This is a genomic window from Marinimicrobium sp. C2-29 (genome assembly GCF_038419845.1).
GTDB lineage: Bacteria > Pseudomonadota > Gammaproteobacteria > Pseudomonadales > Cellvibrionaceae > Marinimicrobium.
In genome coordinates this window covers 114,766-136,863 of the sequence record NZ_JBCAQT010000005.1, presented here as the reverse complement: position 1 = coordinate 136,863, position 22,098 = coordinate 114,766, and the positions used below count along the sequence as shown (strand labels likewise).

General features: G+C 62.1%; 24 protein-coding genes and 1 tRNA gene. 9 read left to right on the top strand and 16 right to left on the bottom strand.

The features are described from left to right. Positions 1 to 53: 53 nt before the first annotated feature. Positions 54 to 130 (bottom strand) — tRNA-Met (locus tag AAE484_RS06645). A 211-nt stretch (positions 131 to 341) separates the two neighbouring features. Between AAE484_RS06645 and AAE484_RS06640 the strand changes: the two genes are divergently transcribed. After that, complete coding sequence (locus tag AAE484_RS06640) at positions 342 to 755, top strand: DUF4399 domain-containing protein (RefSeq protein WP_341937573.1); 414 nt, start codon at positions 342 to 344, stop codon at positions 753 to 755. Between the two features lie 50 nt (positions 756 to 805). On the opposite strand, the gene AAE484_RS06635 is transcribed toward AAE484_RS06640, so the two are convergent. The 7 genes from AAE484_RS06635 to bioB all read right to left on the bottom strand — a co-directional run bounded on the left by AAE484_RS06635 (position 806) and on the right by bioB (position 7,052). Then, positions 806 to 988, bottom strand: coding sequence for a DUF3094 family protein (locus AAE484_RS06635; RefSeq protein WP_341937572.1), 183 nt, complete (start codon positions 986 to 988; stop codon positions 806 to 808). Positions 989 to 1,051: 63 nt separating this feature from the next. Further along, complete coding sequence (locus AAE484_RS06630; protein WP_341937571.1) at positions 1,052 to 1,993, bottom strand: putative metalloprotease CJM1_0395 family protein; 942 nt, start codon at positions 1,991 to 1,993, stop codon at positions 1,052 to 1,054. A 22-nt stretch (positions 1,994 to 2,015) separates the two neighbouring features. Further along, positions 2,016 to 2,279, bottom strand: coding sequence for a hypothetical protein (locus AAE484_RS06625; RefSeq protein WP_341937570.1), 264 nt, complete (start codon positions 2,277 to 2,279; stop codon positions 2,016 to 2,018). A 198-nt stretch (positions 2,280 to 2,477) separates the two neighbouring features. Continuing rightward, positions 2,478 to 3,179: a dethiobiotin synthase gene (gene bioD / locus AAE484_RS06620; RefSeq protein ID WP_341937569.1), complete on the bottom strand. Its 702-nt coding sequence runs from the start codon at positions 3,177 to 3,179 to the stop codon at positions 2,478 to 2,480. Beyond that, positions 3,172 to 4,803 (bottom strand): malonyl-ACP O-methyltransferase BioC, encoded by a 1,632-nt coding sequence (bioC, locus tag AAE484_RS06615; RefSeq protein ID WP_341937568.1) that lies wholly within the window; start codon positions 4,801 to 4,803, stop codon positions 3,172 to 3,174. The genes bioD and bioC overlap by 8 nt, the downstream gene beginning before the upstream one ends. Further along, the gene (bioF, locus tag AAE484_RS06610) at positions 4,800 to 5,984 is read right to left on the bottom strand and encodes an 8-amino-7-oxononanoate synthase (RefSeq protein ID WP_445928834.1); all 1,185 of its coding nucleotides are present in this window, start codon (positions 5,982 to 5,984) and stop codon (positions 4,800 to 4,802) included. Before bioF ends, bioC begins: the two co-directional genes overlap by 4 nt. 6 nt (positions 5,985 to 5,990) lie before the next feature. Continuing rightward, positions 5,991 to 7,052 (bottom strand): biotin synthase BioB, encoded by a 1,062-nt coding sequence (gene bioB, locus AAE484_RS06605; RefSeq protein WP_341937567.1) that lies wholly within the window; start codon positions 7,050 to 7,052, stop codon positions 5,991 to 5,993. Between the two features lie 182 nt (positions 7,053 to 7,234). Between bioB and AAE484_RS06600 the strand changes: the two genes are divergently transcribed. Continuing rightward, a complete protein-coding gene (locus AAE484_RS06600; RefSeq protein ID WP_341937566.1) occupies positions 7,235 to 7,972 on the top strand; it encodes a ComF family protein in 738 nt (245 codons plus the stop codon). Here AAE484_RS06600 and AAE484_RS06595 read toward each other — a convergent pair. Continuing rightward, on the bottom strand, positions 7,936 to 8,091 hold the full coding sequence (locus tag AAE484_RS06595; RefSeq protein ID WP_341937565.1) for a hypothetical protein: 156 nt from the start codon (positions 8,089 to 8,091) through the stop codon (positions 7,936 to 7,938). The two genes, AAE484_RS06600 and AAE484_RS06595, sit on opposite strands and share 37 nt — an antisense overlap. 183 nt (positions 8,092 to 8,274) lie before the next feature. Here AAE484_RS06595 and AAE484_RS06590 point away from each other — a divergent pair, with 183 nt between their 5' ends. Next, positions 8,275 to 9,819, top strand: a complete 1,545-nt coding sequence (locus tag AAE484_RS06590; RefSeq protein WP_341937564.1) for a glycoside hydrolase family 43 protein — start codon at positions 8,275 to 8,277, stop codon at positions 9,817 to 9,819. A 52-nt stretch (positions 9,820 to 9,871) separates the two neighbouring features. Continuing rightward, positions 9,872 to 10,861, top strand: a complete 990-nt coding sequence (locus tag AAE484_RS06585) for a serine/threonine protein kinase (RefSeq protein ID WP_341937563.1) — start codon at positions 9,872 to 9,874, stop codon at positions 10,859 to 10,861. A 16-nt stretch (positions 10,862 to 10,877) separates the two neighbouring features. On the opposite strand, the gene hflC is transcribed toward AAE484_RS06585, so the two are convergent. Genes hflC through AAE484_RS06570 form a run of 3 tightly spaced genes read right to left on the bottom strand, consistent with a single transcriptional unit; the run spans position 10,878 to position 13,597 of the window. Continuing rightward, entirely contained in the window at positions 10,878 to 11,819 is a 942-nt protein-coding gene (gene hflC, locus AAE484_RS06580; protein WP_341937562.1) for a protease modulator HflC, read from the bottom strand. Then, positions 11,816 to 12,823: an FtsH protease activity modulator HflK gene (gene hflK, locus AAE484_RS06575; protein WP_341937561.1), complete on the bottom strand. Its 1,008-nt coding sequence runs from the start codon at positions 12,821 to 12,823 to the stop codon at positions 11,816 to 11,818. Before hflK ends, hflC begins: the two co-directional genes overlap by 4 nt. Before the next feature lie 48 nt (positions 12,824 to 12,871). Then, positions 12,872 to 13,597 carry a glycerophosphodiester phosphodiesterase gene (locus AAE484_RS06570; RefSeq protein WP_341937560.1) on the bottom strand — a complete coding sequence of 242 codons (726 nt, stop codon included), beginning with the start codon at positions 13,595 to 13,597 and terminating at the stop codon, positions 12,872 to 12,874. A gap of 95 nt (positions 13,598 to 13,692) precedes the next feature. Here AAE484_RS06570 and AAE484_RS06565 point away from each other — a divergent pair, with 95 nt between their 5' ends. Next, the gene (locus AAE484_RS06565; protein WP_341937559.1) at positions 13,693 to 15,120 is read left to right on the top strand and encodes a phospholipase D-like domain-containing protein; all 1,428 of its coding nucleotides are present in this window, start codon (positions 13,693 to 13,695) and stop codon (positions 15,118 to 15,120) included. A gap of 16 nt (positions 15,121 to 15,136) precedes the next feature. Next, the gene (locus tag AAE484_RS06560) at positions 15,137 to 15,838 is read left to right on the top strand and encodes a DUF599 domain-containing protein (RefSeq protein WP_341937558.1); all 702 of its coding nucleotides are present in this window, start codon (positions 15,137 to 15,139) and stop codon (positions 15,836 to 15,838) included. A gap of 30 nt (positions 15,839 to 15,868) precedes the next feature. Here the strand turns inward: AAE484_RS06560 and AAE484_RS06555 are convergent, their stop codons facing one another. After that, positions 15,869 to 16,750, bottom strand: a complete 882-nt coding sequence (locus AAE484_RS06555) for a cation diffusion facilitator family transporter (RefSeq protein ID WP_341937557.1) — start codon at positions 16,748 to 16,750, stop codon at positions 15,869 to 15,871. 123 nt (positions 16,751 to 16,873) lie between these two features. Here AAE484_RS06555 and cysE point away from each other — a divergent pair, with 123 nt between their 5' ends. The 3 genes from cysE to AAE484_RS06540 all read left to right on the top strand — a co-directional run bounded on the left by cysE (position 16,874) and on the right by AAE484_RS06540 (position 19,210). Next, on the top strand, positions 16,874 to 17,668 hold the full coding sequence (cysE, locus tag AAE484_RS06550) for a serine O-acetyltransferase (protein WP_341937556.1): 795 nt from the start codon (positions 16,874 to 16,876) through the stop codon (positions 17,666 to 17,668). A gap of 2 nt (positions 17,669 to 17,670) precedes the next feature. Then, entirely contained in the window at positions 17,671 to 18,201 is a 531-nt protein-coding gene (locus tag AAE484_RS06545; RefSeq protein WP_341937555.1) for a DUF411 domain-containing protein, read from the top strand. Between the two features lie 634 nt (positions 18,202 to 18,835). Continuing rightward, on the top strand, positions 18,836 to 19,210 hold the full coding sequence (locus AAE484_RS06540; RefSeq protein ID WP_341937554.1) for a hypothetical protein: 375 nt from the start codon (positions 18,836 to 18,838) through the stop codon (positions 19,208 to 19,210). Positions 19,211 to 19,292: 82 nt separating this feature from the next. On the opposite strand, the gene AAE484_RS06535 is transcribed toward AAE484_RS06540, so the two are convergent. The 3 genes from AAE484_RS06535 to pomA all read right to left on the bottom strand — a co-directional run bounded on the left by AAE484_RS06535 (position 19,293) and on the right by pomA (position 22,067). After that, complete coding sequence (locus tag AAE484_RS06535) at positions 19,293 to 19,892, bottom strand: HNH endonuclease (protein ID WP_341937553.1); 600 nt, start codon at positions 19,890 to 19,892, stop codon at positions 19,293 to 19,295. Between the two features lie 409 nt (positions 19,893 to 20,301). After that, positions 20,302 to 21,288, bottom strand: coding sequence for a MotB family protein (locus AAE484_RS06530; RefSeq protein WP_341937552.1), 987 nt, complete (start codon positions 21,286 to 21,288; stop codon positions 20,302 to 20,304). A gap of 11 nt (positions 21,289 to 21,299) precedes the next feature. Further along, a complete protein-coding gene (pomA, locus tag AAE484_RS06525; RefSeq protein ID WP_341937551.1) occupies positions 21,300 to 22,067 on the bottom strand; it encodes a flagellar motor protein PomA in 768 nt (255 codons plus the stop codon). Positions 22,068 to 22,098 lie beyond the last annotated feature (31 nt).

Genomic DNA, 22,098 nt, shown 5'->3' with positions numbered 1-22,098 from the left:
TTCTGCGCCGGCTCTGTTTAACTCCGATGACAACTGGAGCCAAACGTAAATAGTGGTAGCGGGGGCTGGATTTGAACCAACGACCTTCGGGTTATGAGCCCGACGAGCTACCAGACTGCTCCACCCCGCAACTGCAACTCAGTGCCTGTCCCTGACTGAGGTGGCGCATTATAGGGGCAGGCTCTGGATGGGTCAACCCCGCTGACGTCTTATTTCTTAAATTACCTGTCTTTACAAATCAGGGGCCACCAAACCTACCGCCTGCACCGGATGGCGCCCTATAATACCAAAGCGATTGCGGGGATTTCCCGAGCGCCAAAACATGAAAGGAGACACATAATATGCAATTGACTCTCAGAGCCGTCACCGGCTTCATCCTTCTTGCCAGCCTCACGCTGGCCGCTCACGCGCAAGAACCGGAGGTCTACATCATCTCCCCCGCCCACGGCGAAACGGTCACCAGCCCGGTCACCGTCAAATTCGGCCTGAAGGGGTTGGGCGTGGCGCCGGCCGGTATCGAGCGCGACGGCACCGGCCACCACCACCTGCTGATCGATCTGGACAAGCTGCCGGCAATGGACAAACCCATTCCCGCGGACGATCAACATGTGCATTTTGGCGGCGGCCAGACTGAAACCACCGTGGAGCTGGAGCCGGGTGAACACACCCTGCAGCTGCTGGTGGGCGACCATCTGCATCGGCCCCATGACGAGCCAGTGGTGTCAGAAAAGATTGCCATTACGGTCAGCGAGTAAACCCGCCCGGTGGCGTCCTGGCCCGGGCGCCACCGCTTCACACAACATCTTCAAACCACGCCTTCGAGCCGCGCGATCACAAAGCTGATCCCGCTCAGGATCGTCAGGACCACCAGAATCACTCCCAGCAGAGTCCAGACCCTGAAAGGCTTGCGCTCGACACTGTTGACGCCGCGACGGGTTACCGCGTCAACACGCGCCTGGTCTTCGGGGTAGAGTCGGGGTTTGTGCATAAGGCCTCCTATATTCAGCCGGAGCCGCATTATAGGACCTTTTTCCAGGAAAAAAAGCGGGCGTTACACCTGCTGATTGAGGCGGGAACCCAGGAGGGGCTGATCGCCCAGCGCGTAAAGTTCGCTCAACTGGAGATAGGTCTCCAGGTTCCGGCGCCGAATCCGCTCCAATTCATCGGACCGGTCCGACTCCTTGCGCTCTTGCTGTTCAGCCGAGTCCGCGTTCTCCCGGGTATTTTCTCCCTGGCCCGTGCCTGAAAGATCGGCTTCTGAACCGCCGGGCCGATCATCACCGGAGTCGCGGGTTTCACCGCCCGCCGCCTCTCTCGCCTCGATCGCGGCTTCCAACTGCTCCTGGCGCAACTCGGCCCGGGCTTCGGCCTCTATCCGGGAGGCTTCCGCCGCCACTCTCCGATCGGTATCGGAAGGCTCGGCCGGGGCATAGGCCGCCCGACGGATCTGTTGGGCTTTCTGCAGTGTGGCTTCGGGGTCGTTGGGAATCTTGCTGGTATCAATCGGCACTTCGCCGGACACGGCATAGCTCACCCCGTCGGGTCCGCGTTCGAACTCATAACTGGGCGCGCCGGCGTAGCGACCGCCAATGGCGGCATGGGCCTGCTCGTGCTGGCGAACCTCGCGGTCACGCCGCGAAAGCTCGCGGATCTGTTGCTGCTCCTCAACCTGGCGCTGACGCTCCAGGCTTGCACGCAAGTCGCTCTCACCCTGCTCACGCTCCACTCCGGCGTCGGTCGGAGCGATGGGACGAGAGTAAGTGTTTTCGCTGTCGGTGTTGTCACCAGAGCTCGAGCGGGATTGTTCGAAGGCCCGCGCCGAGCGCTCATCGGGGGAGCGGCGGTTTTCGCTCCGGGCCGATTCGGCGGATTCTTCCAGGGGTTTGAGCGTGGAGCCGCGAAGGTCTTCGTTTTCCTGGCCCACGGGCTGCCGGCCGACGGGCACAAAGGGCGCGACGGCATTGGCAAAATTGGAGGGAATGGCCGGCGTCATGGCGTCCGCCCCGGGAGGGCCATCAGGCCCGCAGGTCGATCAACTGGCCGAGTGCTTCATCGGCCGTTTCAACCACGCGCGCCGAGCTGTCAAACACCTGCTGTTGCGCCTGAATATTGAGCATCGGCTCAACCAGATTCAGCGAGCGCGGCGTGTCGCCACCCGGGGCTTCGGGCACCGCCGGCATGGCGGAAGCCTGGGCAATCTGCTCGGCCGAGCGGGTCATCTCGGTCTGACTGCGCTGCATGCCAATCAGCCCCTGATTCACCATTGAACCTACATCCATAACGGACCTCCGTACACGCCATCCAGACAGCGTCGTGCTGACATTTGACCATCGCGATCAGGGAGGGCGACCCAATTGCCGGGGCACCGCCCTGTCCGCTTTTCAGGACTCAATGATAACGCGCTTCTTGCTCAAGAAACAGTCAAAACCGGCAAAGACTGAGAGTCAATGGACGTAAAAACTCGTTTTTTATAACTTTCAGCTCGGATTTGAGACAACTGACAGCAGCGGATCAAGGGACAGGTGCTCGGCCACCGAGGCCGGGTCCGGCTCCCCCATATGAGGCACGATCCCCAGGCAGGGCGCACGCAGGCGCTGGCCAAGACTGTCAATATTCTCCCGCAGGCGGGGCATATCGGGGTCGAGCACATTGGCGACCCAGCCGGCCAACGGCAGTCCGTCCCGGGCGATGGCCTCGGCGCTCAACAGGGCATGGTTCAGGCACCCCAGCCGCATGCCGATCACCAGAATGACCGGTAACTGCAGCTGCCGCGCCAGATCCGCCAGGGTTTCAGCGGGGTTGAGCGGCACGCGCCAGCCGCCGGCGCCTTCCACCAGGGTAAAGTCCGCCTGCCCCAGCACCCCCCGGCAATAGCCCGCCAGACGGTCCGCCGAAAGCGGCCGACGCGCCTCCAGCGCGGCAATATGCGGGGCGATGGCGGGCTCGAGCGCGACCGGATTGATCTGTTCGTACATCAGCGGCGGGTTGACCAGCGCCTGCAGCCTCAGGGCGTCATCATTGCGCAGCCCCTCGTCGGTCGTCTCACAGCCGGCGGCCAGGGGTTTGAGGGCGGCAGTGGAGAGCCCCTGCTGACCGGCCAGCTGCAGGAGCCCGGCCGCGATTCGGGTTTTGCCCACCCCGGTATCGGTTCCGGTGACAAAAAAAGCGTGTTTAGTCATGGTTTGACTCATCCTCGGGCTTTTGCGCCCGGCAGTAATAGACTTCGTAGCTCGCCGGCAGAAGGCCGTCGTGCCGGTAACGTTCGTAGGCGGTTTTGAGCGCCTGGATTTTCTCCCGTCCGGTCAGCCCCTCGGGCTGGCCCCGGTTGACGTTGTGCGCGCCCAGTGCTTTGAGCTCCCGGGTCAGGTCGCTGAGTTTGTCATAGCGCAGCACCCGCTCCTCACGGTCCCAGTGCACGCCGGTGAGACCGGCCCGGACCAGAGCAGCGTCGACCGCGCGCTGGGGCTGAAAGCGATTGACGTGCACATAACCATCCACGGCCTGCCAGGCGCCTTTGAGTTCCCAGAGCGTGCGCGGCCCGAGGGTGGAGAACAGCAGCTGCCCCCCGGGTTTGAGCACGCGCATGACCTCGCTGAAGAGGCTGGGAAGATGCTCGCACCACTGGACGGACAGGCTGGAGAACACCAGATCGACACTGGCGTCCGCCAGCGGCAGATCCTCGGCATCGGCGCACAACCAGAGCGCCTCGATATCGCGTTCGCGCCGGGCAAACTGCAACATGCCCCGGGCGATATCCAGCCCCACCAGTTGCCCGGGCGCGAGCCGCAAAGAAAGGCGCTCGCTGAAAAAGCCGGTGCCGCAGCCCAGATCCAGCACCCGCTCGGGCGCATTGAGATTGAGCGGCCCCAGGTGATTGAGCAGCTGTTCGCCCACCGCCCGCTGCAGGCGGGCCACACTGTCGTAGCTATCGGCCGCTTTGCTGAACGAGTCGGCCACCCGACGTTTGTCGAGCTGGCCGCTGGTCAGCCGCAGAAAGTGCAGCAGCGACTCGGCCACCGCCTCGGGCCGACTCCAGTGCAGGGCATGCCCGGCGCCGGCAATCACCGAGACTCTTTGACGCTGATTGAGCGCCGGCAGCGCGCCCGCCGCCGCCAGCGGCACCAGGGCATCGTGCTCGGCGTAGACGTGCAGCCCGGGCTGACGCAACTGCTTCAGAGCGGCCTGATTGTCCAGGGTGGAAAGCAGTTGAAGTGCCTGCCCCCAGGCCTCGTTGACCTGCTCAGTCTCCGGCTGACGACGGCGCAGGGTTTTGAGTAGCTCCCGCTCGTGCTGATCTCCGCTCGCCAAGAGGCCGGTGAAACGGCGCAACCCGACCTGGGCATCGCGGTGAAAACCGGACTGGAACTGTCGATTGACGGCGCTTGCCATCGCTTCGGGCCACTGGTTGTCGGCGACAAAGCGGGCATTGCTGGCCAGGGTGATTACCCGGGTCACCCGCTCGGGGCGGCGCGCCGCCAGCGCGACCGCCAGCATGCCCCCCAGTGACCAACCCACCAGGACCGCGCGCGGGGGCAGGCTTCGCTCCAGCGCCGCCAGAACTGTCTCCAGCTCAAAGTCGCCCCGGGCCGGACTGTCGCCAAAACCGGGCAGGTCCAGAGCAATCACATCACTGTACTGGCGCAAAAAGGGCAGCAGCGGTTCCCAGGTCCGGCTGTCTCCGCCCCAGCCGTGGAGCAGTACCAGTGGCTCGGCCTCGGAGGGACTGAGGGCGGGGTAATAGTGTGCCGCCAGAGACGAAGCCTCTTCGCTGGGAGCGGGGATGGGGGTAATGGCATCGCTCATCGTGCGCCCTCCGCCCGGAGGCTCTCGGTCAGCGCCGAGAGCAGGCCGTCCACCTGCTCGGTTGTGTGCGCGGCGCTCAGCGTGACGCGCAGTCGGGCACTGCCGGCGGGCACGGTGGGCGGGCGAATGGCGACCACCCAATAACCGCGCGCTTCCAGCCGCTCGGCCAGGGCCAGCGCCCGACTCTCATCACCCACCAGCAGCGGTTGCACCGCGGTATCGGAATCCATCAGGGTCAGGCCCAGCTCGCGGGCGCCCCGGCGGAACCGGGCAATCAGGGCGTTGAGGTGCTCGCGCCGCCAGGGCTCGCTCTGCACCAGCGCCAGACTGGTGCGGGTGGCCGCCGCCACGGCGGGCGGCAGAGCGGTGGTATAGATATAACTGCGGGCAAACTGGATCAGGGTTTCGATCAGCGCCTCGCTGCCGGCGACAAAGGCGCCAAAGGTGCCCAATGCCTTGCCCAGAGTGCCCATCAGAATGGGGACCTGGTCCTGGTTCAGACCGTAGTGCTCAACAGTGCCGGCCCCGGTGGCGCCCAGGCAACCGAAGCCGTGGGCGTCGTCCACCATCAGCCAACCGTTGTGCCGGGCGGCCACCGCCGCCAGCTCCGGCAGCGGAGCGCGGTCACCGTCCATGCTGAACACCCCATCCACGGCAATGAGGCGGCGCCGGGCGTCACTGCCCGCCAGTCGCGTCTCCAGGTGATCGAGATCATTGTGTTTGAAGCGCTGAAAGCGGGCCCCGCTGAGCAGGCCGGCATCGAGCAGGGAGGCGTGATTGAGCCGATCTTCAAAGAGCGCGTCGCCGCGCCCGAGCAAGGCGGTGATCGCCCCCAGGTTGGCCATGTAGCCGGTGGAGAACAGCAGTGCGCGCTCGCGCCCGCAGAAAGCGGCCAGCTCCTCTTCCAGGGCGTGATGCTCCCGGGAGTGACCGCAGACCAGGTGGGAGGCGCCACTGCCGACCCCGTAGTCATCGGAGGCGGCTCGCAGCGCCGCGATCACCTGCGGGTGGCTGGCCAGCCCCAGGTAATCATTGCTGCAGAAACCCACCATGCGCTTGCCATCCACCCACACCGAAGCACCCTGGGAGGACTCCAGGGTGCGGCGTTGGCGATAGAGTGACTGCCGCCTGCGCTCCTGCAACGCAGGCGCCAGGGCGGCATCCAGTGTGGAAGCGGCCACGGACGGTTACTTGGCAGCGTTATAGAAGAAACGATCGTTGTTCGCCTCTTCCAGCGCTCCGGCCAGCGCCACCTCGTCCTGTTCGGCCTCTTCAACGTGCACTTCGCGCTGCTCGGGCTCAATGCCCAGACGCTTGAACAGCATCATGTCGGCATTGGCTTCGGGATTGGCGGTGGTCAGCAGCTTTTCACCATAGAAGATGGAGTTGGCGCCAGCCAGGAAGGCCATGGCCTGCATCTGCTCGTTCATTTCTTCCCGTCCGGCCGAGAGTCGCACATGGGCAGCGGGCATCAGAATGCGGGCCACGGCGATGGTGCGGATGAACTCGAAGGGGTCCAGATCTTCCTCGTTTTCAAAGGGAGTGCCGGCCACACGTACCAGCATGTTGATCGGCACCGACTCGGGGTGATCGGGCAGGTTGGCCAGCTGCTGCAACAGACCGGCGCGATCGGTCTGTTCTTCGCCCATGCCGACGATGCCGCCACAGCAGACCTTCATGCCGGCCTTGCGCACGTTGTCCAGCGTTTCCAGGCGGTCCTGATAGGTGCGGGTGGTGATCACTTCGCCGTAGTACTCGGGGGAGGTATCCAGATTGTGGTTGTAGTAGTCGAGGCCGGCCTCGGACAGGGTCTGGGCCTGCTGCTCATCGAGCATGCCCAGGGTCATGCAGGTTTCCAGCCCCAGGGATTTGACGCCCTTGACCATATCGGTCACATAGTTGAGGTCGCGGTTCTTGGGCGAGCGCCAGGCGGCTCCCATGCAGAAGCGGGTCGCGCCACTGGCCTTGGCCGCTTTGGCTTCCTCGAGCACCTTCTCCACGGCCATCAGACGCTCGCGCTCCAGACCGGTATCGTAACGGGCGCTCTGGGGGCAGTATTTGCAGTCCTCGGGACAGGCGCCGGTTTTGATCGAGCAGAGGGTGCTGACCTGAACCTGATTGGGATCGAAATAGGCGCGGTGCACGGTCTGGGCCTGATACATCAGATCGCTGAAGGGCTGCGCGAACAGCGCCAGGATCTCGTCCCGGCTCCAATCGTGGCGAATCTGTGGTTGGGCAGTGGCGTTCATAGGGGTTCCCTTCGGTCTCGGTCAGGGTGGATGGCAATCAAAGCCCTCTATACTACCGTCCGCCCGGGAGCTGTCAACCTGAACACGCCACCCAGGTTGACAGCGCAACTGGACAATCGGGATCCGAACGATTAAAAATAACGCGGTAATGCGAGGAAAACCTACAACAAAGGATGTTGCCCATGCTACCCAACCCCTGCCTGCTGTGCGCCAGGCCCGTCAAGGGCGAACAGCTCTGCTCCGGATGCGCCTTCAGCCTGCCCTATCTGGAGCCCTCCGGGTACCGGTGCGAGCTGTGCGCCCTGCCGCTGGCGGAGGAGGCCTCTTACTGCGGGCGCTGCCTGTCGGAACCTCCGCCGTTCGAGCGCTGCCGGGCCGCGTTTCGGTACGACTACCCGCTGGATTATCTGATTCACCACTTCAAGTACTACCGGCAGCTCGCGTTTGGGCGGGCGCTGGCGAACCTTCTGGCGGAGCATTTGCGCGCGGCGCGTGCCGAGACCCACGCGCTGGCATGGCCGGAGCTGCTGCTACCGGTCCCGCTGCACTGGTCGCGGCGACTCAGACGCGGCTTCAATCAGACCGAGCTGATGGCGGCCGACCTGGGGCGGGCACTGGCGCTGCCGGTGCACAGCCGCCTGTGCCGTCGCAACCGCCGCACCCCGGCCCAGCAGGGATTGAGCCGACAGCAGCGGGAACAGAACCTGCGCCGGGCGTTTGTGCTCACCCCTGGCGCCCCCGAGATATTGGCGGGGCGACGTGTGGCGCTGCTCGATGATGTGGTGACCACCACCAGCACCGCCCGCGAACTGAGTCGCCTGCTACTCAATGCCGGCGCGAGCGAGGTCGAACTCTGGGCACTGGCGCGCACCCCCAGCGGCGACTACTCAGCCTCGCACTGGACGCCCGAGAGCGAATAGCGCTCCAGACCGATCGGGGTGGGATCCACATCCTCGATTTCGTCGTACCAACAGTAAATTTGATTGACCCAGGAGCGGATCCAGAGCTTTTCGTGGATCAGTGCCCGGCCGATCCACATAGGTTTCTCCGGTATCCGGGTTGATTCCCAAGCGGGGATCTTCTCACTGATGGGCGAAAGCGGCCGCAGGCTCAAACGCACAGACGTGTTAAAACTCACAATTTTTGTTTTGTATGACGATATTACCATATGCTAGGATTAAACGATAACAACTCCGACAATCGCTTGCTCGAGGTATAAAACATGTCAAATTTCACGCAACAGGCCCGTGGCCCCCTGAGTGCCCTGGCACTGTCAATCATGCTGGCCGCCTGCGGTGGCGGCTCCGGAGGCAGTGGTGACAGCAACCCTGATCCGGCCAATGGTAATGGCAACGGCAATGGAAACGGCAGCGGCAGTGTTCAGCCGACTTTCACCAATATTGCCGTACACGATCCCTCCGTCATCAAAGTGGAGAGCGAGTACTATGTGATCGGCTCGCACCTCTCGGCCGCCAAAACCGGTGATCTGATGAACTGGCAGCGAGTCGCCGATGGCGTTACGGCGGCCAACCCACTGTTTGACGATGTTACCGTCGAGCTGGCCGATGCCCTGGGCTGGGCCGATGCCAACACCCTCTGGGCGGCGGATATCGTTCAGTTGGAAATCGATGGCCGCTTCTACATGTATTACAACGCCTGCCGGGGCGACGCGCCGCAGTCGGCGATGGGGGTTGCCGTGGCCGACAACATCGAAGGCCCCTACGAAGATCTGGGAATCTTCCTGCGCTCCGGCTGGGAGTCCGAGAGCGCCCTTGAGGCCGGCGCGGTGACCGAGGGTTATATCGCCGATAACTACGACCCCCGAGTTCACCCGAACGTGATCGATCCGCACACCTTCTACGATCACGAAGGCAAACTCTGGATGACCTACGGCTCCTACTCCGGCGGCCTGTTCATCCTGCAGATGGATCCGAACACCGGCTTTCCGCTGCCGGACCAGGGCTATGGCACTCACCTGATCGGTGGCAACCACAGCCGGATCGAAGCCCCATACGTGCTCTATAGTCCCGAATCCAAGTACTATTATCTGTACAGCTCCTTTGGCGGTCTGGACGCCAACGGTGCCTACAATATCCGCGTCGCCCGCTCGGTCTCCCCCGACGGCCCCTACCTGGATTACGAAGGTAATGACGTGGCCAACGTGAAGTCCGACCCGAGCCTGCCTATTTTTGACGACGCCTCGATCGAAGACGGTGCGGTCAAGCTGATGGGCAACTTCCGGTTCGCCGACGGCGGTGACGGTTACGTCTCTCCGGGGCACAACTCGGCCTACTACGAAGGAGAGACCGGCAAGCACCTGCTGTTCTTCCACACCCGCTTCCCGGGTCGCGGCGAACAGCACGAAGTGCGTGTCCACGAGATGTTCATGAATGCCGACGGTTGGCCGGTGGTGGCTCCGCACCGCTATGTACCGACCTCCGAGTCGGAAGAGCCGGTAGAGTCAGCCGTGGTCGAGGCGGACCTGCCCGGCACCTACGAACTGGTCAACCACGGGAAGGACATCACCTCCGAGATCAAGCAGTCGATCACGGTCGAGCTGGAAGAAGGCGGCATGATCTCCGGTGAAGCCAGCGGCGACTGGACCCTGAATGCCGACAACGATATCACCATTACGCTGGACGGCGAGGGTACCTTTGAAGGCGTGGCGGCCCGTCTCTGGAGCCCGTCCGAACAGGAGTTTGTGGTGACCTTCAGCGCCCTCTCCGAAGCCGGCGTCGCCATCTGGGGTAGCCGCTCGCTCGATTGAGAAGAAACCCTCTCCCATAACCGCTACAATGCGGTTTTTGGGAGAGGGTTCTATGAGCGAAACACAGGCACATCCCTATGAGTCGCTGACGCCGGATCTGGTACTGGATGCGGTGGAGAGCAGCGGCCACTTGAGTGATATGCGTATTCTGGCGCTCAACAGCTATGAGAACCGGGTCTATCAGGTGGGCATGGAAGAGGGCCCACCCCTGATCGCCAAGTTCTATCGCCCCGAGCGCTGGAGTAACGCCCAGATTCAGGAAGAGCACGATTTCACCCGGGATCTGCTGGATCTGGAAGTCTCGGTGGTGCCCCCCACCCCCGATGCCGATGGCCACACGCTGCGCGAATACCAGGGCTTCCGTTTTGCCCTCTACCCACGCCAGGGCGGTCACGCCCCCAACCTGGATGACTTTGATCAGCTGCTCACGCTCGGGCGGGTGCTGGGTCGGATTCATGCGCTGGGTTGCACGCGCGCCTTTACCCACCGCCCCACTCTGGATGTGCAGAGTTTCGCCCGCGACAGCTACGACTTTCTGCTTGGCCACGATTTTATTCCCCAGAGTCTGCGTCCCTCCTATGAGACCCTGGGTGCGGATCTGATTGCGCGCATTGAGCGCATTTTCGAGCAGACCGAGTACACCCCCATCCGCCTGCACGGCGACTGCCACCCGGGCAACATACTCTGGCGCGGCGATGCCCCCCACTTTGTGGACTTCGATGATGCCCGCAACGGGCCGGCGGTGCAGGATCTCTGGATGCTGTTGTCCGGCGAGCGGGAACAGCAGACCGCGCAACTGTCGGAAATCATCGAGGGGTATCAGGAGTTCTGTGATTTCAACTTCGCCGAGCTGAATCTGATTGAAGCGCTGCGCAGCTTGCGCATCATGAATTACAGCGCCTGGCTGGCGCGTCGCTGGGAGGATCCGGCCTTTCCCAAAAGCTTCCCCTGGTTCAACAGCGAGCGCTACTGGGGCGAGCATATTCTGGAGCTGCGCGAGCAGCTGGCGGCTCTGGATGAGCCGCCGCTGGCGCTCTTCTGATTAGTACTGTTCGGTTTTAACGTTGCTCGGTATCTTCCAGGTAGCGGAAGAAATCCGAGTCGGCCTGGATCATCAGAGTGGCGTTGTCCCCCAGCGCCTTGTAAGTCTCCAGAGTACGCAAGAAGGAATAGAACTCGGGATCCGCACCGAAGGCCTCGCCGTAGATTTTGATGGCTTCGGCATCGGCGTCGCCGCGAATCTCTTCCGCCTCGCGCGCCGCTTCCGAATTGATCCGGCGCAACTCCTTTTCCATTTCACCGGTAATCTCCAGGCTGCGGCCCTCACCCTCGGCCCGGAAGCGTGCGGCAATCGCCTGGCGCTCGGAAATCATGCGGTTTTCCACCTGCCGGCGAACCGAATCGATGTAGTTGATGCGTTTGATGCGCACATCCTGCAGCTCAATGCCCAGTTCCGTCATCTGTTTGGAAGCACTGGTGAGGATTTCGGACTCCAGTCTTTCCCGGCCCAGCTTGGGACGCTCGGTCAGCACCACATCATCACGCTCCTGTTCAACTTCATCGAGATCATCGACATCCACGTCCCAGTCTCCGGAGCGGACAATCTCCTCCAGTTCCGTACCGGAAATGATATCGCGCACCACCGAATCAATGATGTCGTCCAGACGGGTGCGACCGCCGCGCTCATCGCGCACACTGCGCAGAAACTGCAGAGGGTCGACAATGCGCCAGCGGGCGGTGGTATCCACCTGGATGAATTCGCGCCCAAGAGTCGGAATCTGGGTGACATCGCCATCCCAGATCAGCAGACGCTTGTCAAAGCGTCGCACTTCCTGAATGAACGGCTTTTTCCAGTGCAGGCCGGGCTCATCGACCACATCGCCCTGGGGCTCACCAAACTGGACAATAATGACCTGGTCCGCTTCATCCACCACGTAGGCCGAGGACAGGGCAACGACGGCTACCGCCAGTACAATCACACCAAAAATCAGCTTTTTCATTTGGCCACCTCCTGGCGGGAATCGCGAATATTCATCAGCGGGAAGGGCCCGGCCTGATCGTCCTGGACCATAATGACCTGCCCGACGTTGGGCAGAATCTCGCCCATGGTCTCCAGGTAGATCCGCGCCCGGGTGACCTCCGGCACATTGCGGTATTCCTGCAACATGGCCCGGAAGCGGGCGGTCTCGCCATAGGAGCGATTCACCCGCTCGGTGGCGTAGCCCTCGGCCTCGGCGACCAGTCGCTGTGCTTCACCCTTGGCCCGGGGAATCTGCTGATTGGCCCGCTTGGTGGCTTCGTTGATCATGCGCTCGCGTTCCTGGCGAGCCTCATTGACCTCGTTGAACGCCGGGCGCACCGCCTGGGGCGGCACCACATCCTGAAGCTCCACGGTGATGATGTGCAGGCCCGACTCGTACGAATCCATGATGGTCTGGATCTCCTCGCGCACGCCCTCGGCAATCTCGACCCGGCCGACGGTCAGCACTTCCGAGCCCAGACGGTTGCCCACGACCCGGCGCATGACCGACTCGGAAATGTCACGCAGGGTGGTATCGGGTTCACGCTGCTGGTACAGATACTTGATGGGGTCCTGAATGCGATACTGCACCACCCACTCCACATCGATCACGTTCAGATCGCCGGTCAGCATCATGGCTTCGGCGGAATAATCCCGATCGGAATAGCGAGTGGCTTCATTGCCCTGGGTGGCCGCAGTGCGAAAGCCAAACTCCTGTTTGAGTACCCGGGCCGAGGCCACGCGCTGGACCTTGTCGATCCCGAAGGGAAGCTTGAAGTGCAGGCCCGGGTCGGTAATCTCGACCACCGCGCCGAAACGTTTGACCACTGCCTGCTCTTCGGGCTGGACGGTGTAAAAGCTGGTAAACAGGCCCCAGATCACAATCAGGGCAATGGGGACCAGCACAATCGCGGCGCCGCCGGAGGGCAGGTCTTTGGTCAGAGCATCGAAATCGTCTTTCAGACTCCGTGAAGAATTATTCATGTAATAGGGTCCTTGGGATAAAACCGGGACCACACTCTATCAGATCTGTCAGCTCCGGGGTTGGTGATTGGTCAGGATCTCATCGGCGCCGGAGTCCAGAGCCCGGTCCACCTCCGGCTCACTCTCCGGCAGATACGCCAGGACCCGGGCCCGCTGGCGGTGATAGCGCTCCACCACGGTGGGCGATAACAGTGGAACCCGGCCCAGTTTGGGCGGCAGCGCGTAACTGCGCCCCGGCTGCAGCCCGCCCAGAGCCGGCAGGCCGACCTGACAGGCCACCCCGGCAAGACGACATTCACCGACGGAGGCCATACACTCTGCACCGGGATGACGGTTTTGCCACCGGGACTGCTGTTGCCGGTCCCAGAACAGAAAGCGGGCGCGCTGGTTCAGAAATTCGGCCACGTCGGGCTTGTGCGACCACTGGTCCAGAAGCTCCAGGGTGCGCTCACCGGCTTCGGGTTTGATATCCAGTATCCAGCGCCAGCGACCGAATGCCCGCCACCATTGATCGAAAAACAACAATCGCTCGCCGCCGCGCAGGGTCAGCGCTTCCAGCTCGGCCCGGCTCGCCTCGGTCACTTTGGTGGCTTCTCCCGAAACGCGGGAGAGATCGTCGTCGTGAGCGAGCACCAGGTGGCCGTCGGCGGTACTGCGCAGGTCCGTTTCCAGGTGAGTGAAACCCAGTGCCAGGGCGGCATCAAACGACTCGGCCGTATTTTCGGTCGCCTCGAGGCAGTAACCCCGGTGGCTGATCCAGGTGGGCTGATGCATCAGACGTTCTCCTGTCACGCTATTACCGCCCCAATTGCGGTAGGATAGAGCGGTTCACAATAGAGCCCAAACCCGTTTTTGAGAATGGAGCCCTCATGCTCTACTGGCTAATCGCCCTGTTTCATTTGATCATTATGCCCGTGGCGGCGGTCCATGCGTTAACCTGCAAGCGCGACAACAAGGCCGCACTGGGCTGGATCGGGGTCATTTTCCTGTTTCCCGTGGCCGGCCCCCTGCTCTATTACATCTTCGGCATCAACCGGCTGCGTGCCAAGGCCAAACTGTTCACCGGCCGACGCTTTCCCGAGGGCCGCTTCGGCTACGAACGCGCCACACGGGCCCCGTCTACCGCGCCCGACCCGCTCAGCCGGGAGCTTCCCCGGCCCCATCTGGCCGTGGTTGGCGGCCGTGCCACAGGCAGCCCGCTGCTGGCGGGCAACCACTTCACCCCCCTGATCAACGGCGAGGATTTCTTTCCCCGGCTGCTGGAAGCGATCGAAAAGGCAGAGTATTCGGTGGTCCTGTCCTCCTACCTGTTTTCCGACAGGGGCGTCGGCGGCGAGGTCATTGCCGCCCTGGCCCGGGCGGCCGATCGGGGGCTGCCCGTGTATGTGCTGCTCGATGGCGTGGGCACCTGGTATTCTCTGCGTCGCTCGGTGCGGGCGCTGCGCCGGACCAAAGTTCACCTGGCACTGTTCACGCCGCCCGCCTTGATCCCCCCATCGCTGGACATCAACATGCGCAATCACCGCAAAATTGCGGTGATTGATGACCGGGTCGGTTTTTTTGGCGGCATCAATATCGACCCTCGTCACATGGTCGACGACCCGGGCAATCCCGAGCCGACCGAGGACCTGCATTTTCTCGCCCGGGGGCCGGTGGTGGCCGAACTGCGCCGCCTGTTTGAGCGTGACTGGCAACTGGTGACCAAACGGCCCATTGATCTTCCCGAGCAATCAACGCCACCCGAAGGCAACACCCTGTGCCGGGTGATCGATGACGGCCCCCACGACAACCTCAACCACCTGTCCATGACCCTGACCGGCGTCTTCTGCGCCGCCCGGGAGCGGATTGTGCTGATGACGCCCTACTTTCTGCCCAATCACGAAATGGTCTCGGCCCTGCAGGCCGCCGCGCTGCGCGGAGTACGGGTGCAGGTGGTGATCCCCGAAAAAAGCAACTTGCGCTTTGTCGATTGGGCCACGCGCAATATGCTTTGGGAGCTGGTGCTGTGGGACATTGAGGTCTATGCCAAACCGCCCCACTTCGCCCATACTAAGCTGGTGGTGGTGGATGATCATTATGTGATGGCGGGCTCGGCGAACCTGGATGCCCGCAGTCTGCGCCTTAACTTTGAGCTGGGCGTGGAGATATTTGATGCCGAGCTGGCCAGTCACATGCGTGCGCACATTGAGCGGGCCATTGCCGAAAGTCACCGACTTACCCTCAATGAGCTGGACGGACGCCCGTTCTGGCAGCGAGTGCGCGACGCTTTTTTCTGGCTGTTTTCCAGCTACCTGTAAACGGAGCACAACGATCGTGTCAAACAATCTGTTGAATCTGGCGGCCGTCATCTGGTTTTTTGCCCTGTGGATCGGCTATGCCAGCTTTGCCCGCCACCGGGCCCGCATTTCCTACAGCCTGTCTTCGGTGTTGCAGATCTATCGCAAGCGCTGGATGCAGGCCATGCTGCGCCGGGAGAACCGCATCGGGGATACCGCCCTGATTGCCGGGCTGGAGCGCCAGACCACATTTCTCGCCTCGACCTCCATCTTCGTGATTGCGGGTCTGATCACCATCATGGCCTCGGTTGACCAGGTGCACGTGACCCTGACGGCGCTGCCGTTCGTGAACACCGAAATGACCCCAAGGCAGCTGCAATTCAAGATTCTGTTACTGCTCGCCATTTATGTCTATGCGTTTTTCACCCTGACCTGGGCCGTGCGTCAATACGGCTTCAGCTCGATTCTTCTGGGTGCCGCGCCGCTCCACGACGATGCCGAGGTCACTCAGGAGGAGCGGGGGCGCTACGCCAGCAGCGCCGCCAAAGTCATCGATCAGGCCGGCCACAGCTACAACTACGGACTGCGAGCCTATTACTTTTCGCTGTCGTTGTTGCCCTGGCTGTTCAATGCCTGGCTGTTCATCCTCGCCACCACGCTGGTGGTGATCGTGCTCTATCGACGGGAGTTTCACTCGCGCCCGCTGCAGACATTGGTGAGCGAAGTCAAAGCTTCCTGATTGCGCCGCCCTGGTTTACGTGGTGTGGTTTTACGCGGCGTGAGTCCCGTGACTGCCCACCGGCTCGATGTGGACACTCAGCTTCACGCCCTGGGTGCGCAACGCCCGCTCGGCCGCGTCCGCCAGATCGTGCGCCTGCCTCACGCTCCAGTCGCCGGGGACCTGCAGGTCCGCCTGGGCAAACTCCTGGGCGCCGGCCGCACGGGTGCGCAAACGGATGAAAGCGCAGCCGGCGGGCTCGTGCTCGCGCAGCACCCGCTCCACCTCACTGACCCGATCCGGACTCAGGGCCCGGTCCATCAGCCCATTGGCCGAACGGGCCAACAGTCCCCAGCCCTCGTGCAGAATATGCAATGCCACCCCGATGGCCACCACCGGATCGAGCCAGTAAAAGCCGGTGATCTGTGCCAGCCCGACCCCAAGCACCACCCCCACGGTAGTCCAGACGTCGGTCATCAGATGGCGGCCATCGCCCTCCAGAGCCGGGGAGCGGTGGACTCTGCCGTGATGCAGTAACAACCGCCCCACGAATAAATTGATCAGGCTCGCCGCCACAATCAGGGTGGTGCCGACATTGAGCGACTTGATCGGCTCGGGGGAAAACAGCCGTTCACCGGCGGCAATCAGAATCGCCACGGCGGCGAGAAAAATCATGCCGCCCTCAAAGGCGGCGGAAAAATACTCGGCCTTGCCGTGTCCGTAGGGATGGCCGGCATCGGCCGGGCGTCGGGCATAGGTGAACATCGCCAGGGCAAAACCGGCCCCCAGCAGGTTGACAACCGACTCCATGGCATCGGAGAGGTACCCAACCGAATCGGTCAGGTCCCAGGCCAGGGTTTTCAGGGCCATGGTCGCCAGCGCCGCCACCAGCGACAGCCACAAGACATGGCGGGGTTGTAACTTCTTCAACATGAATAAACCTGCAGCCGACCAAAACGACATTACCCTCCAGTTTAGTCCAGAGGGGTGGAAATCCGGAGGCACAAGCCCAATAATGCACCCATCGAATTCATTCACTATACAGCAGGACCCCCCATGACTGCCGCCCCTGCCATCCAGGATCCCGTTTGGGATGACATCCGCCGCCAGACCCATGAGCAGGCGCGTGCAGAGCCGGTACTGGCGAGCTTCCTGCACACCACCATTCTCAACCACGATACCCTGGAGGCGGCGCTGAGCTTCCACCTGGCCAACAAGCTCGACAGCCCGGCCATGCCCGCCATGTTGATGCGCGAGGTGATCGAGAAGGCGCTGGGCGCCGATGCGGGCATTGGCCGGGCGGTGCGGGCGGACCTGCTGGCCATCAATGAGCGCGACTCGGCCTGCGACTCCTCCAGCACTCCCTTCCTCTATTTCAAGGGGTTTCACGCCCTTCAGGCCTACCGGGTCGCTCACTGGCTCTGGCAACAGGGGCGGGAGTCACTGGCGCTGTTTCTGCAAAACCGGATCTCGGTGGTCTTTGCCGTGGACATTCACCCGGCCGCGCATATTGGCGAAGGCATCATGTTTGATCACGCCACCGGCATTGTAATTGGTCAGACCGCAGTGGTGGAGGACAATGTCTCCATCATGCAGTCGGTCACGCTCGGGGGGACCGGCAAGGAGAGCGGCGACCGGCACCCGAAAGTGCGCTGCGGGGTGCTGATCGGCGCCGGCGCCAAGATCCTGGGCAATATCGAGATCGGCGCCTGCGCCACCATCGGGGCCGGCAGCGTGGTGCTCAAATCGGTGCCGCCCCGCAAGATCGCGGCCGGGGTCCCCGCTCAGGTAATAGGCGACAGCCGCTGCCAACAACCCTCACGCAGTATGGATCATCGACTGGGAGACTGATCATGAGCTTCAGAATCATCACCGCTACCCTCCTCGCTCTCGCGCTGAGCGCCTGCGGCGAACAGAGTGTGGAGCAGGAGACGGCCTCTCAGAGCGCCGACACCAGCCAGAGCGCCGAGGCCCGCGAGCCGCAAGCCCAGACGCTGACCGTCTATAAAAGCCCGACCTGTGGCTGCTGTGAGGACTGGATTGTCCACCTGGAAGAGAAGGGATTTCAGACAACGGCCGAGCACCCGGATGACATGCGGACCAAGAAGACCGAGCTGAACATTGCGCCTCAGTATGGCTCCTGCCACACCGGCGTCTCGGAGTCGGGGTATGTTTTCGAGGGTCACGTTCCTGCCAAGCTGGTTCAACAGTTTCTGGACAACCCGCCCGAGAATGCCCTGGGCCTGGCCGTCCCCCGCATGCCGGTGGGCAGCCCCGGGATGGAAATGGGCGATCGCTTCGATCCTTACGATGTGCTGCTATTGAAGACCGACGGCAGCAGCGAGGTCTACGCCCGGATCGAGCAGCCTGAGCAGCAGTATTAAATCAGGTTGCACCATTTTGAGGCGCCTGCCCGTCAGGATGGTTTACATTGGCTCAGTCCCTGAGGGCAAGCGCTCATCGTTGCATCACTCTTGGTTCTCTTTGAGGTATATCCCAGATAGAAAGGTGTGGGTAGCTTCACGTCCGGGCCGCTCAGGGCTAGGTTCTTCCCGGACACGGCGTAAACCCATCCATGGGGCCTCTCCACCGACATCCTGTCGGTGACGGTCCGGGAAGAACCTACCCCAGATCGGCCCTCCGCACTATGTAGAACCCACTATGCGATCACGTAGGTCTGGTAAGCGACAGCGCACCTGACAAATAGGGTATCCATTACCAAGATGTTTCTGGAGGGAAAGTCTCTACAAGGCTCGTAGGACCGATTTGAGGTGGACTGTTTCAAGACCGTCAACCGCGGGACTAGTGTTGACGAGTTACAGGGACGTACTTGCCACGTGTCTTGAAACAGTCCACCTCAAAGCGGGCCGGACGTGAAGCAAGCTCAAACCACCTACTTGGCGTATATACCCCAAATCGACATCCCTCATCGCTCAGCCGACCAACCACAACCGGTTATGGCCAGATTTTTGCAGTATTCCCTCTCGCCCCACATGTCATTATTGACCGGAGATCGGAATGCAGTACACCAAGCCCATGATCGAACTGGTGTTTGAGATTCGCCGGCGCGTGCGCGCCGACCTGAAACCCTCCGTCAAACTCGCCAACCCGGAGCTTCTGGACGAACTTGTAGCCCATCACCGCAGCAGCAAGGACGTGATCTGCCAGACACTCATCAAAGAGCTGCTCCAACTGGCGGGCGCCCCCTGGGACCACGCCCTGAGCGATGCCCGACACGAGGCGGAAGCTGCAGACGCGGCTGGCCGGCCCCGGCAGGTCACCAAGGTCTATCGCGGCCAGGTCACACTGGAGGATGCGCCGCCCAAGGAAGACCCCGATCAGTCCAAACCGCGCACCAAACGGATGTACCGGGGACAGGAGATCGTCGACTGACACTTCCAGATCGAACGCAGTGGGAGGCAAGCCAATCGTTGGAATGGCTATCGGAGCAACGGCGCGGTTTGCTCACCCGGTTTCAGTGACTCGCTCGCGCCGAACCGAAAATGGGATCCAGGCCGGCCCAGTCGCGGCGACGGGAGAATTGCGGCCGCAGGAACTCCATCTGGTCACCCCTGATCCGGTCACTGTTGATCAGCGCGAGGTACTCGGCGGTATTGGGGCAAAAGGGTAGCGCCAACAGCTCCATTCCCACTTCGGTCAACAACCGGTTGCCCTTGTGCTGATTGCAGCGTTTGCATGCCGCCACCACATTGTTCCACCGATCGCGACCACCGCGACTGATGGGGTGGACATGGTCACGGGAGAGCGAGGTGGAGGGGAAAACACGGCCACAGTAGAGGCATTGATGATGATCGCGGGCGAACAGGGCGGCATTGGTCAGTGGGGGCACCAGCCGCATTCGGGCGAGCCGGTTGCCGCCGCAGGCGATGATCGCCGGCAGGTCAATCTGGGTACGCAGGCCACTCGTGCGAGAATGCCCGCCATAGACACGCCTCACATGCCCACCCAATGTCCACTGAACCAGATCGCGGGCGTAAAGGCACACCGCATCTTTCCAGTGAAGCCACTCTATGGGCTGACCGGCGATATTGAGTCGCAGAATACGCGCTTCCATCGACACCTCCAGTGACGCGCGGCGCGCTGCACAAAAGCCGACTAATGGAGCCTGGGGCTACCAGCTTCGGGCGCTTACCGGCGAAAAATCGTACTACCGATACTGTGCAGTCCTACTATGACGCGATTGTGTCAAAAGTGCCAGTATTTTGTCGCGATCGGGGGTATGGGGACGGGAGGCATAAAAAACCCCCGCGATAGGGGGTTATCGCGGGGGCTACCAGCTTACAGGATGGGCTCGTCCTGAGCCTGGGGCACGCCTCCCTTCAGCTCCCTGCCGTGCGTCCAGTGCGTATCCGTTACAAAACATTATGCGCGGATGAGCAACCGGACTCCAGTGGACAATGGCGGAATTGCTTGTGCGAGATATCGCACAAAGCCGACTGCTGCACCTCGGGTCGCCGGGCGGATCAGAAGATTTCCTCCGGCTCCAGCTCAAACCGGTAATCCGGCGACAGATCCATATCGCGCATCAGGTTTTCCCCCTCGGACTGGAGCAGTTCTTTTTCGTCCTCCTCCAGCTCATCCTCCAGGCCCTGGCGAATGACGACCTCCACCCGGCGGTTGCGGGCGCGGTTGGCTGCGCTGTCATTCGGGGCCAGAGGCCGGGTATCGGCAAAGCCGGTGACCTCAAACCGGTCGGGATCGATATAGTCTCCGCGCATCAACTGATGGGCCACCGACACCGCGCGGGCCGCCGACAGCTCCCAATTGGAGCGAAAGCGGGCGGAGTTGATGGGAATATTGTCGGTATGTCCCTGAACCTTGATACCGCCGGGCTGGAGCATGAGCACCGCCTGAATCTCATCGAGCACATCGTAATAGTCTTCCGCCAGTTCGGCCGAGCCGGAGCGGAAGGAGCCCTGCTCGCGAATACGGATGATGATCTGCCGCCCCCGGGTCTCGATTTCAATCTGCCCGGCCGAGATCTGCGGTTGCAGGCGCTCGGCCAGGGCCATGGCATCCTGTTCGGTTTCCCGGACCAATTCCTCCAGGCGTTGCTGCAACTGCTCGCGCGCCGAGTCATCGTAGTCCGGGTCGCCCTGCTGAATATCGAACTCTTCGGCGCAGTACACCTCCAGACTCATCTGGGTGGCATCGTCCGTGCTCTGGAAAATCTCATTGATGGGCGTAGGCTCCGGCTTTCCGGGGCTGAACTCCCGGGCGATGATACTGGTCCCTTTGGGCACTTCATCGACCTTCAGTTCGGCCTGAACCCCGAAGGCCTGGGCCATGGAGCCGGCCAGACGCTTGAACTTCATTGCGTCCATTTCCGAGAAGGACAGCAGCAGTACAAAGAACACCAGCAGCAGCGCCATCAGGTCGGCAAAGGTTGCGACCCAGGCTGGCAGAGGTGGTGGACCGCCCTTCTTACGGGGTTTATCGTCATCCGTCATCGGGGGGTCTCCTAGGCGGCTCCGGGATCTTCAATATCGCGCTTGCGCTCGGGCAGGTAAGTGAGCAGCATCGATTCGATCACCCTGGGGTTCTGGCCGCTCTGGATCGCCAACAGCGCATCGATGATCAGACTCTTGGTCAGCATTTCCTCGCCCGAGCGCAGACGCAACTTGTCGGCGATCGGGTTGAACACCACGTTGGCCAACAGCGAGCCGTAGAGCGTGGTCAGCAGCGCAATGGCCATCGCCGGGCCGATGGCCTTGGGGTCATCCATATTGGAGAGCATGGCCACCAGACCGATCAGGGTGCCGATCATCCCCATGGCCGGCGCCACATCGCCCAGGGCGGAGAAAATCGACGCCCCGCTGTTATGGCGTTCATCGGCCAGATTGCGGTCTTTGGTCATCATCAGTTTGACCACCTCCGGATCGTGGCCATCGACCAGCAGCTGGATGCCCTTTTCCAGAAATTTGCTGCTGACCTCCTTGCCTTCCAGCGACAGGAGCCCGCCCTTGCGCGCCGCATCGGCCAGCTCGACAATCTCCTCAATCAGTTCGCCCGGATCATCGGAGCGGTAAAAGAAGCTCTTGGCGCCAACCTTCAATGCACTGAAAAACTGCCCGAGGCTGAATTTCGCCATCACGGCAAACAGCGTGCCCCCCACCACAATCACCAGTGAGGGCGCGTTGATGAAAATGCCGAGATCCCCCGACAGCACCATGGAGACGATGATGAGGCCCAGAGCGCCGATGATCCCGACGAGGGTTGCTAAATCCACAGGTAACTCCTCACACTAAGGACTGACGGCC

Excerpts from the sequence above, each read along its gene's own strand:
- AAE484_RS06640 (WP_341937573.1), top strand. The coding sequence starts at position 342 with ATGCAATTGACTCTCAGAGCCGTCACCGGCTTCATCCTTCTTGCCAGC.
- AAE484_RS06635 (WP_341937572.1), bottom strand. The coding sequence starts at position 988 with ATGCACAAACCCCGACTCTACCCCGAAGACCAGGCGCGTGTTGACGCG.
- AAE484_RS06630 (WP_341937571.1), bottom strand. The coding sequence starts at position 1,993 with ATGACGCCGGCCATTCCCTCCAATTTTGCCAATGCCGTCGCGCCCTTT.
- AAE484_RS06625 (WP_341937570.1), bottom strand. The coding sequence starts at position 2,279 with ATGGATGTAGGTTCAATGGTGAATCAGGGGCTGATTGGCATGCAGCGC.
- bioD (WP_341937569.1), bottom strand. The coding sequence starts at position 3,179 with ATGACTAAACACGCTTTTTTTGTCACCGGAACCGATACCGGGGTGGGC.
- bioC (WP_341937568.1), bottom strand. The coding sequence starts at position 4,803 with ATGAGCGATGCCATTACCCCCATCCCCGCTCCCAGCGAAGAGGCTTCG.
- bioB (WP_341937567.1), bottom strand. The coding sequence starts at position 7,052 with ATGAACGCCACTGCCCAACCACAGATTCGCCACGATTGGAGCCGGGAC.
- AAE484_RS06600 (WP_341937566.1), top strand. The coding sequence starts at position 7,235 with ATGCTACCCAACCCCTGCCTGCTGTGCGCCAGGCCCGTCAAGGGCGAA.
- AAE484_RS06595 (WP_341937565.1), bottom strand. The coding sequence starts at position 8,091 with ATGTGGATCGGCCGGGCACTGATCCACGAAAAGCTCTGGATCCGCTCC.
- AAE484_RS06590 (WP_341937564.1), top strand. The coding sequence starts at position 8,275 with ATGTCAAATTTCACGCAACAGGCCCGTGGCCCCCTGAGTGCCCTGGCA.
- AAE484_RS06585 (WP_341937563.1), top strand. The coding sequence starts at position 9,872 with ATGAGCGAAACACAGGCACATCCCTATGAGTCGCTGACGCCGGATCTG.
- hflC (WP_341937562.1), bottom strand. The coding sequence starts at position 11,819 with ATGAAAAAGCTGATTTTTGGTGTGATTGTACTGGCGGTAGCCGTCGTT.
- hflK (WP_341937561.1), bottom strand. The coding sequence starts at position 12,823 with ATGAATAATTCTTCACGGAGTCTGAAAGACGATTTCGATGCTCTGACC.
- AAE484_RS06570 (WP_341937560.1), bottom strand. The coding sequence starts at position 13,597 with ATGCATCAGCCCACCTGGATCAGCCACCGGGGTTACTGCCTCGAGGCG.
- AAE484_RS06565 (WP_341937559.1), top strand. The coding sequence starts at position 13,693 with ATGCTCTACTGGCTAATCGCCCTGTTTCATTTGATCATTATGCCCGTG.
- AAE484_RS06555 (WP_341937557.1), bottom strand. The coding sequence starts at position 16,750 with ATGTTGAAGAAGTTACAACCCCGCCATGTCTTGTGGCTGTCGCTGGTG.
- cysE (WP_341937556.1), top strand. The coding sequence starts at position 16,874 with ATGACTGCCGCCCCTGCCATCCAGGATCCCGTTTGGGATGACATCCGC.
- AAE484_RS06545 (WP_341937555.1), top strand. The coding sequence starts at position 17,671 with ATGAGCTTCAGAATCATCACCGCTACCCTCCTCGCTCTCGCGCTGAGC.
- AAE484_RS06540 (WP_341937554.1), top strand. The coding sequence starts at position 18,836 with ATGCAGTACACCAAGCCCATGATCGAACTGGTGTTTGAGATTCGCCGG.
- AAE484_RS06535 (WP_341937553.1), bottom strand. The coding sequence starts at position 19,892 with ATGGAAGCGCGTATTCTGCGACTCAATATCGCCGGTCAGCCCATAGAG.
- AAE484_RS06530 (WP_341937552.1), bottom strand. The coding sequence starts at position 21,288 with ATGACGGATGACGATAAACCCCGTAAGAAGGGCGGTCCACCACCTCTG.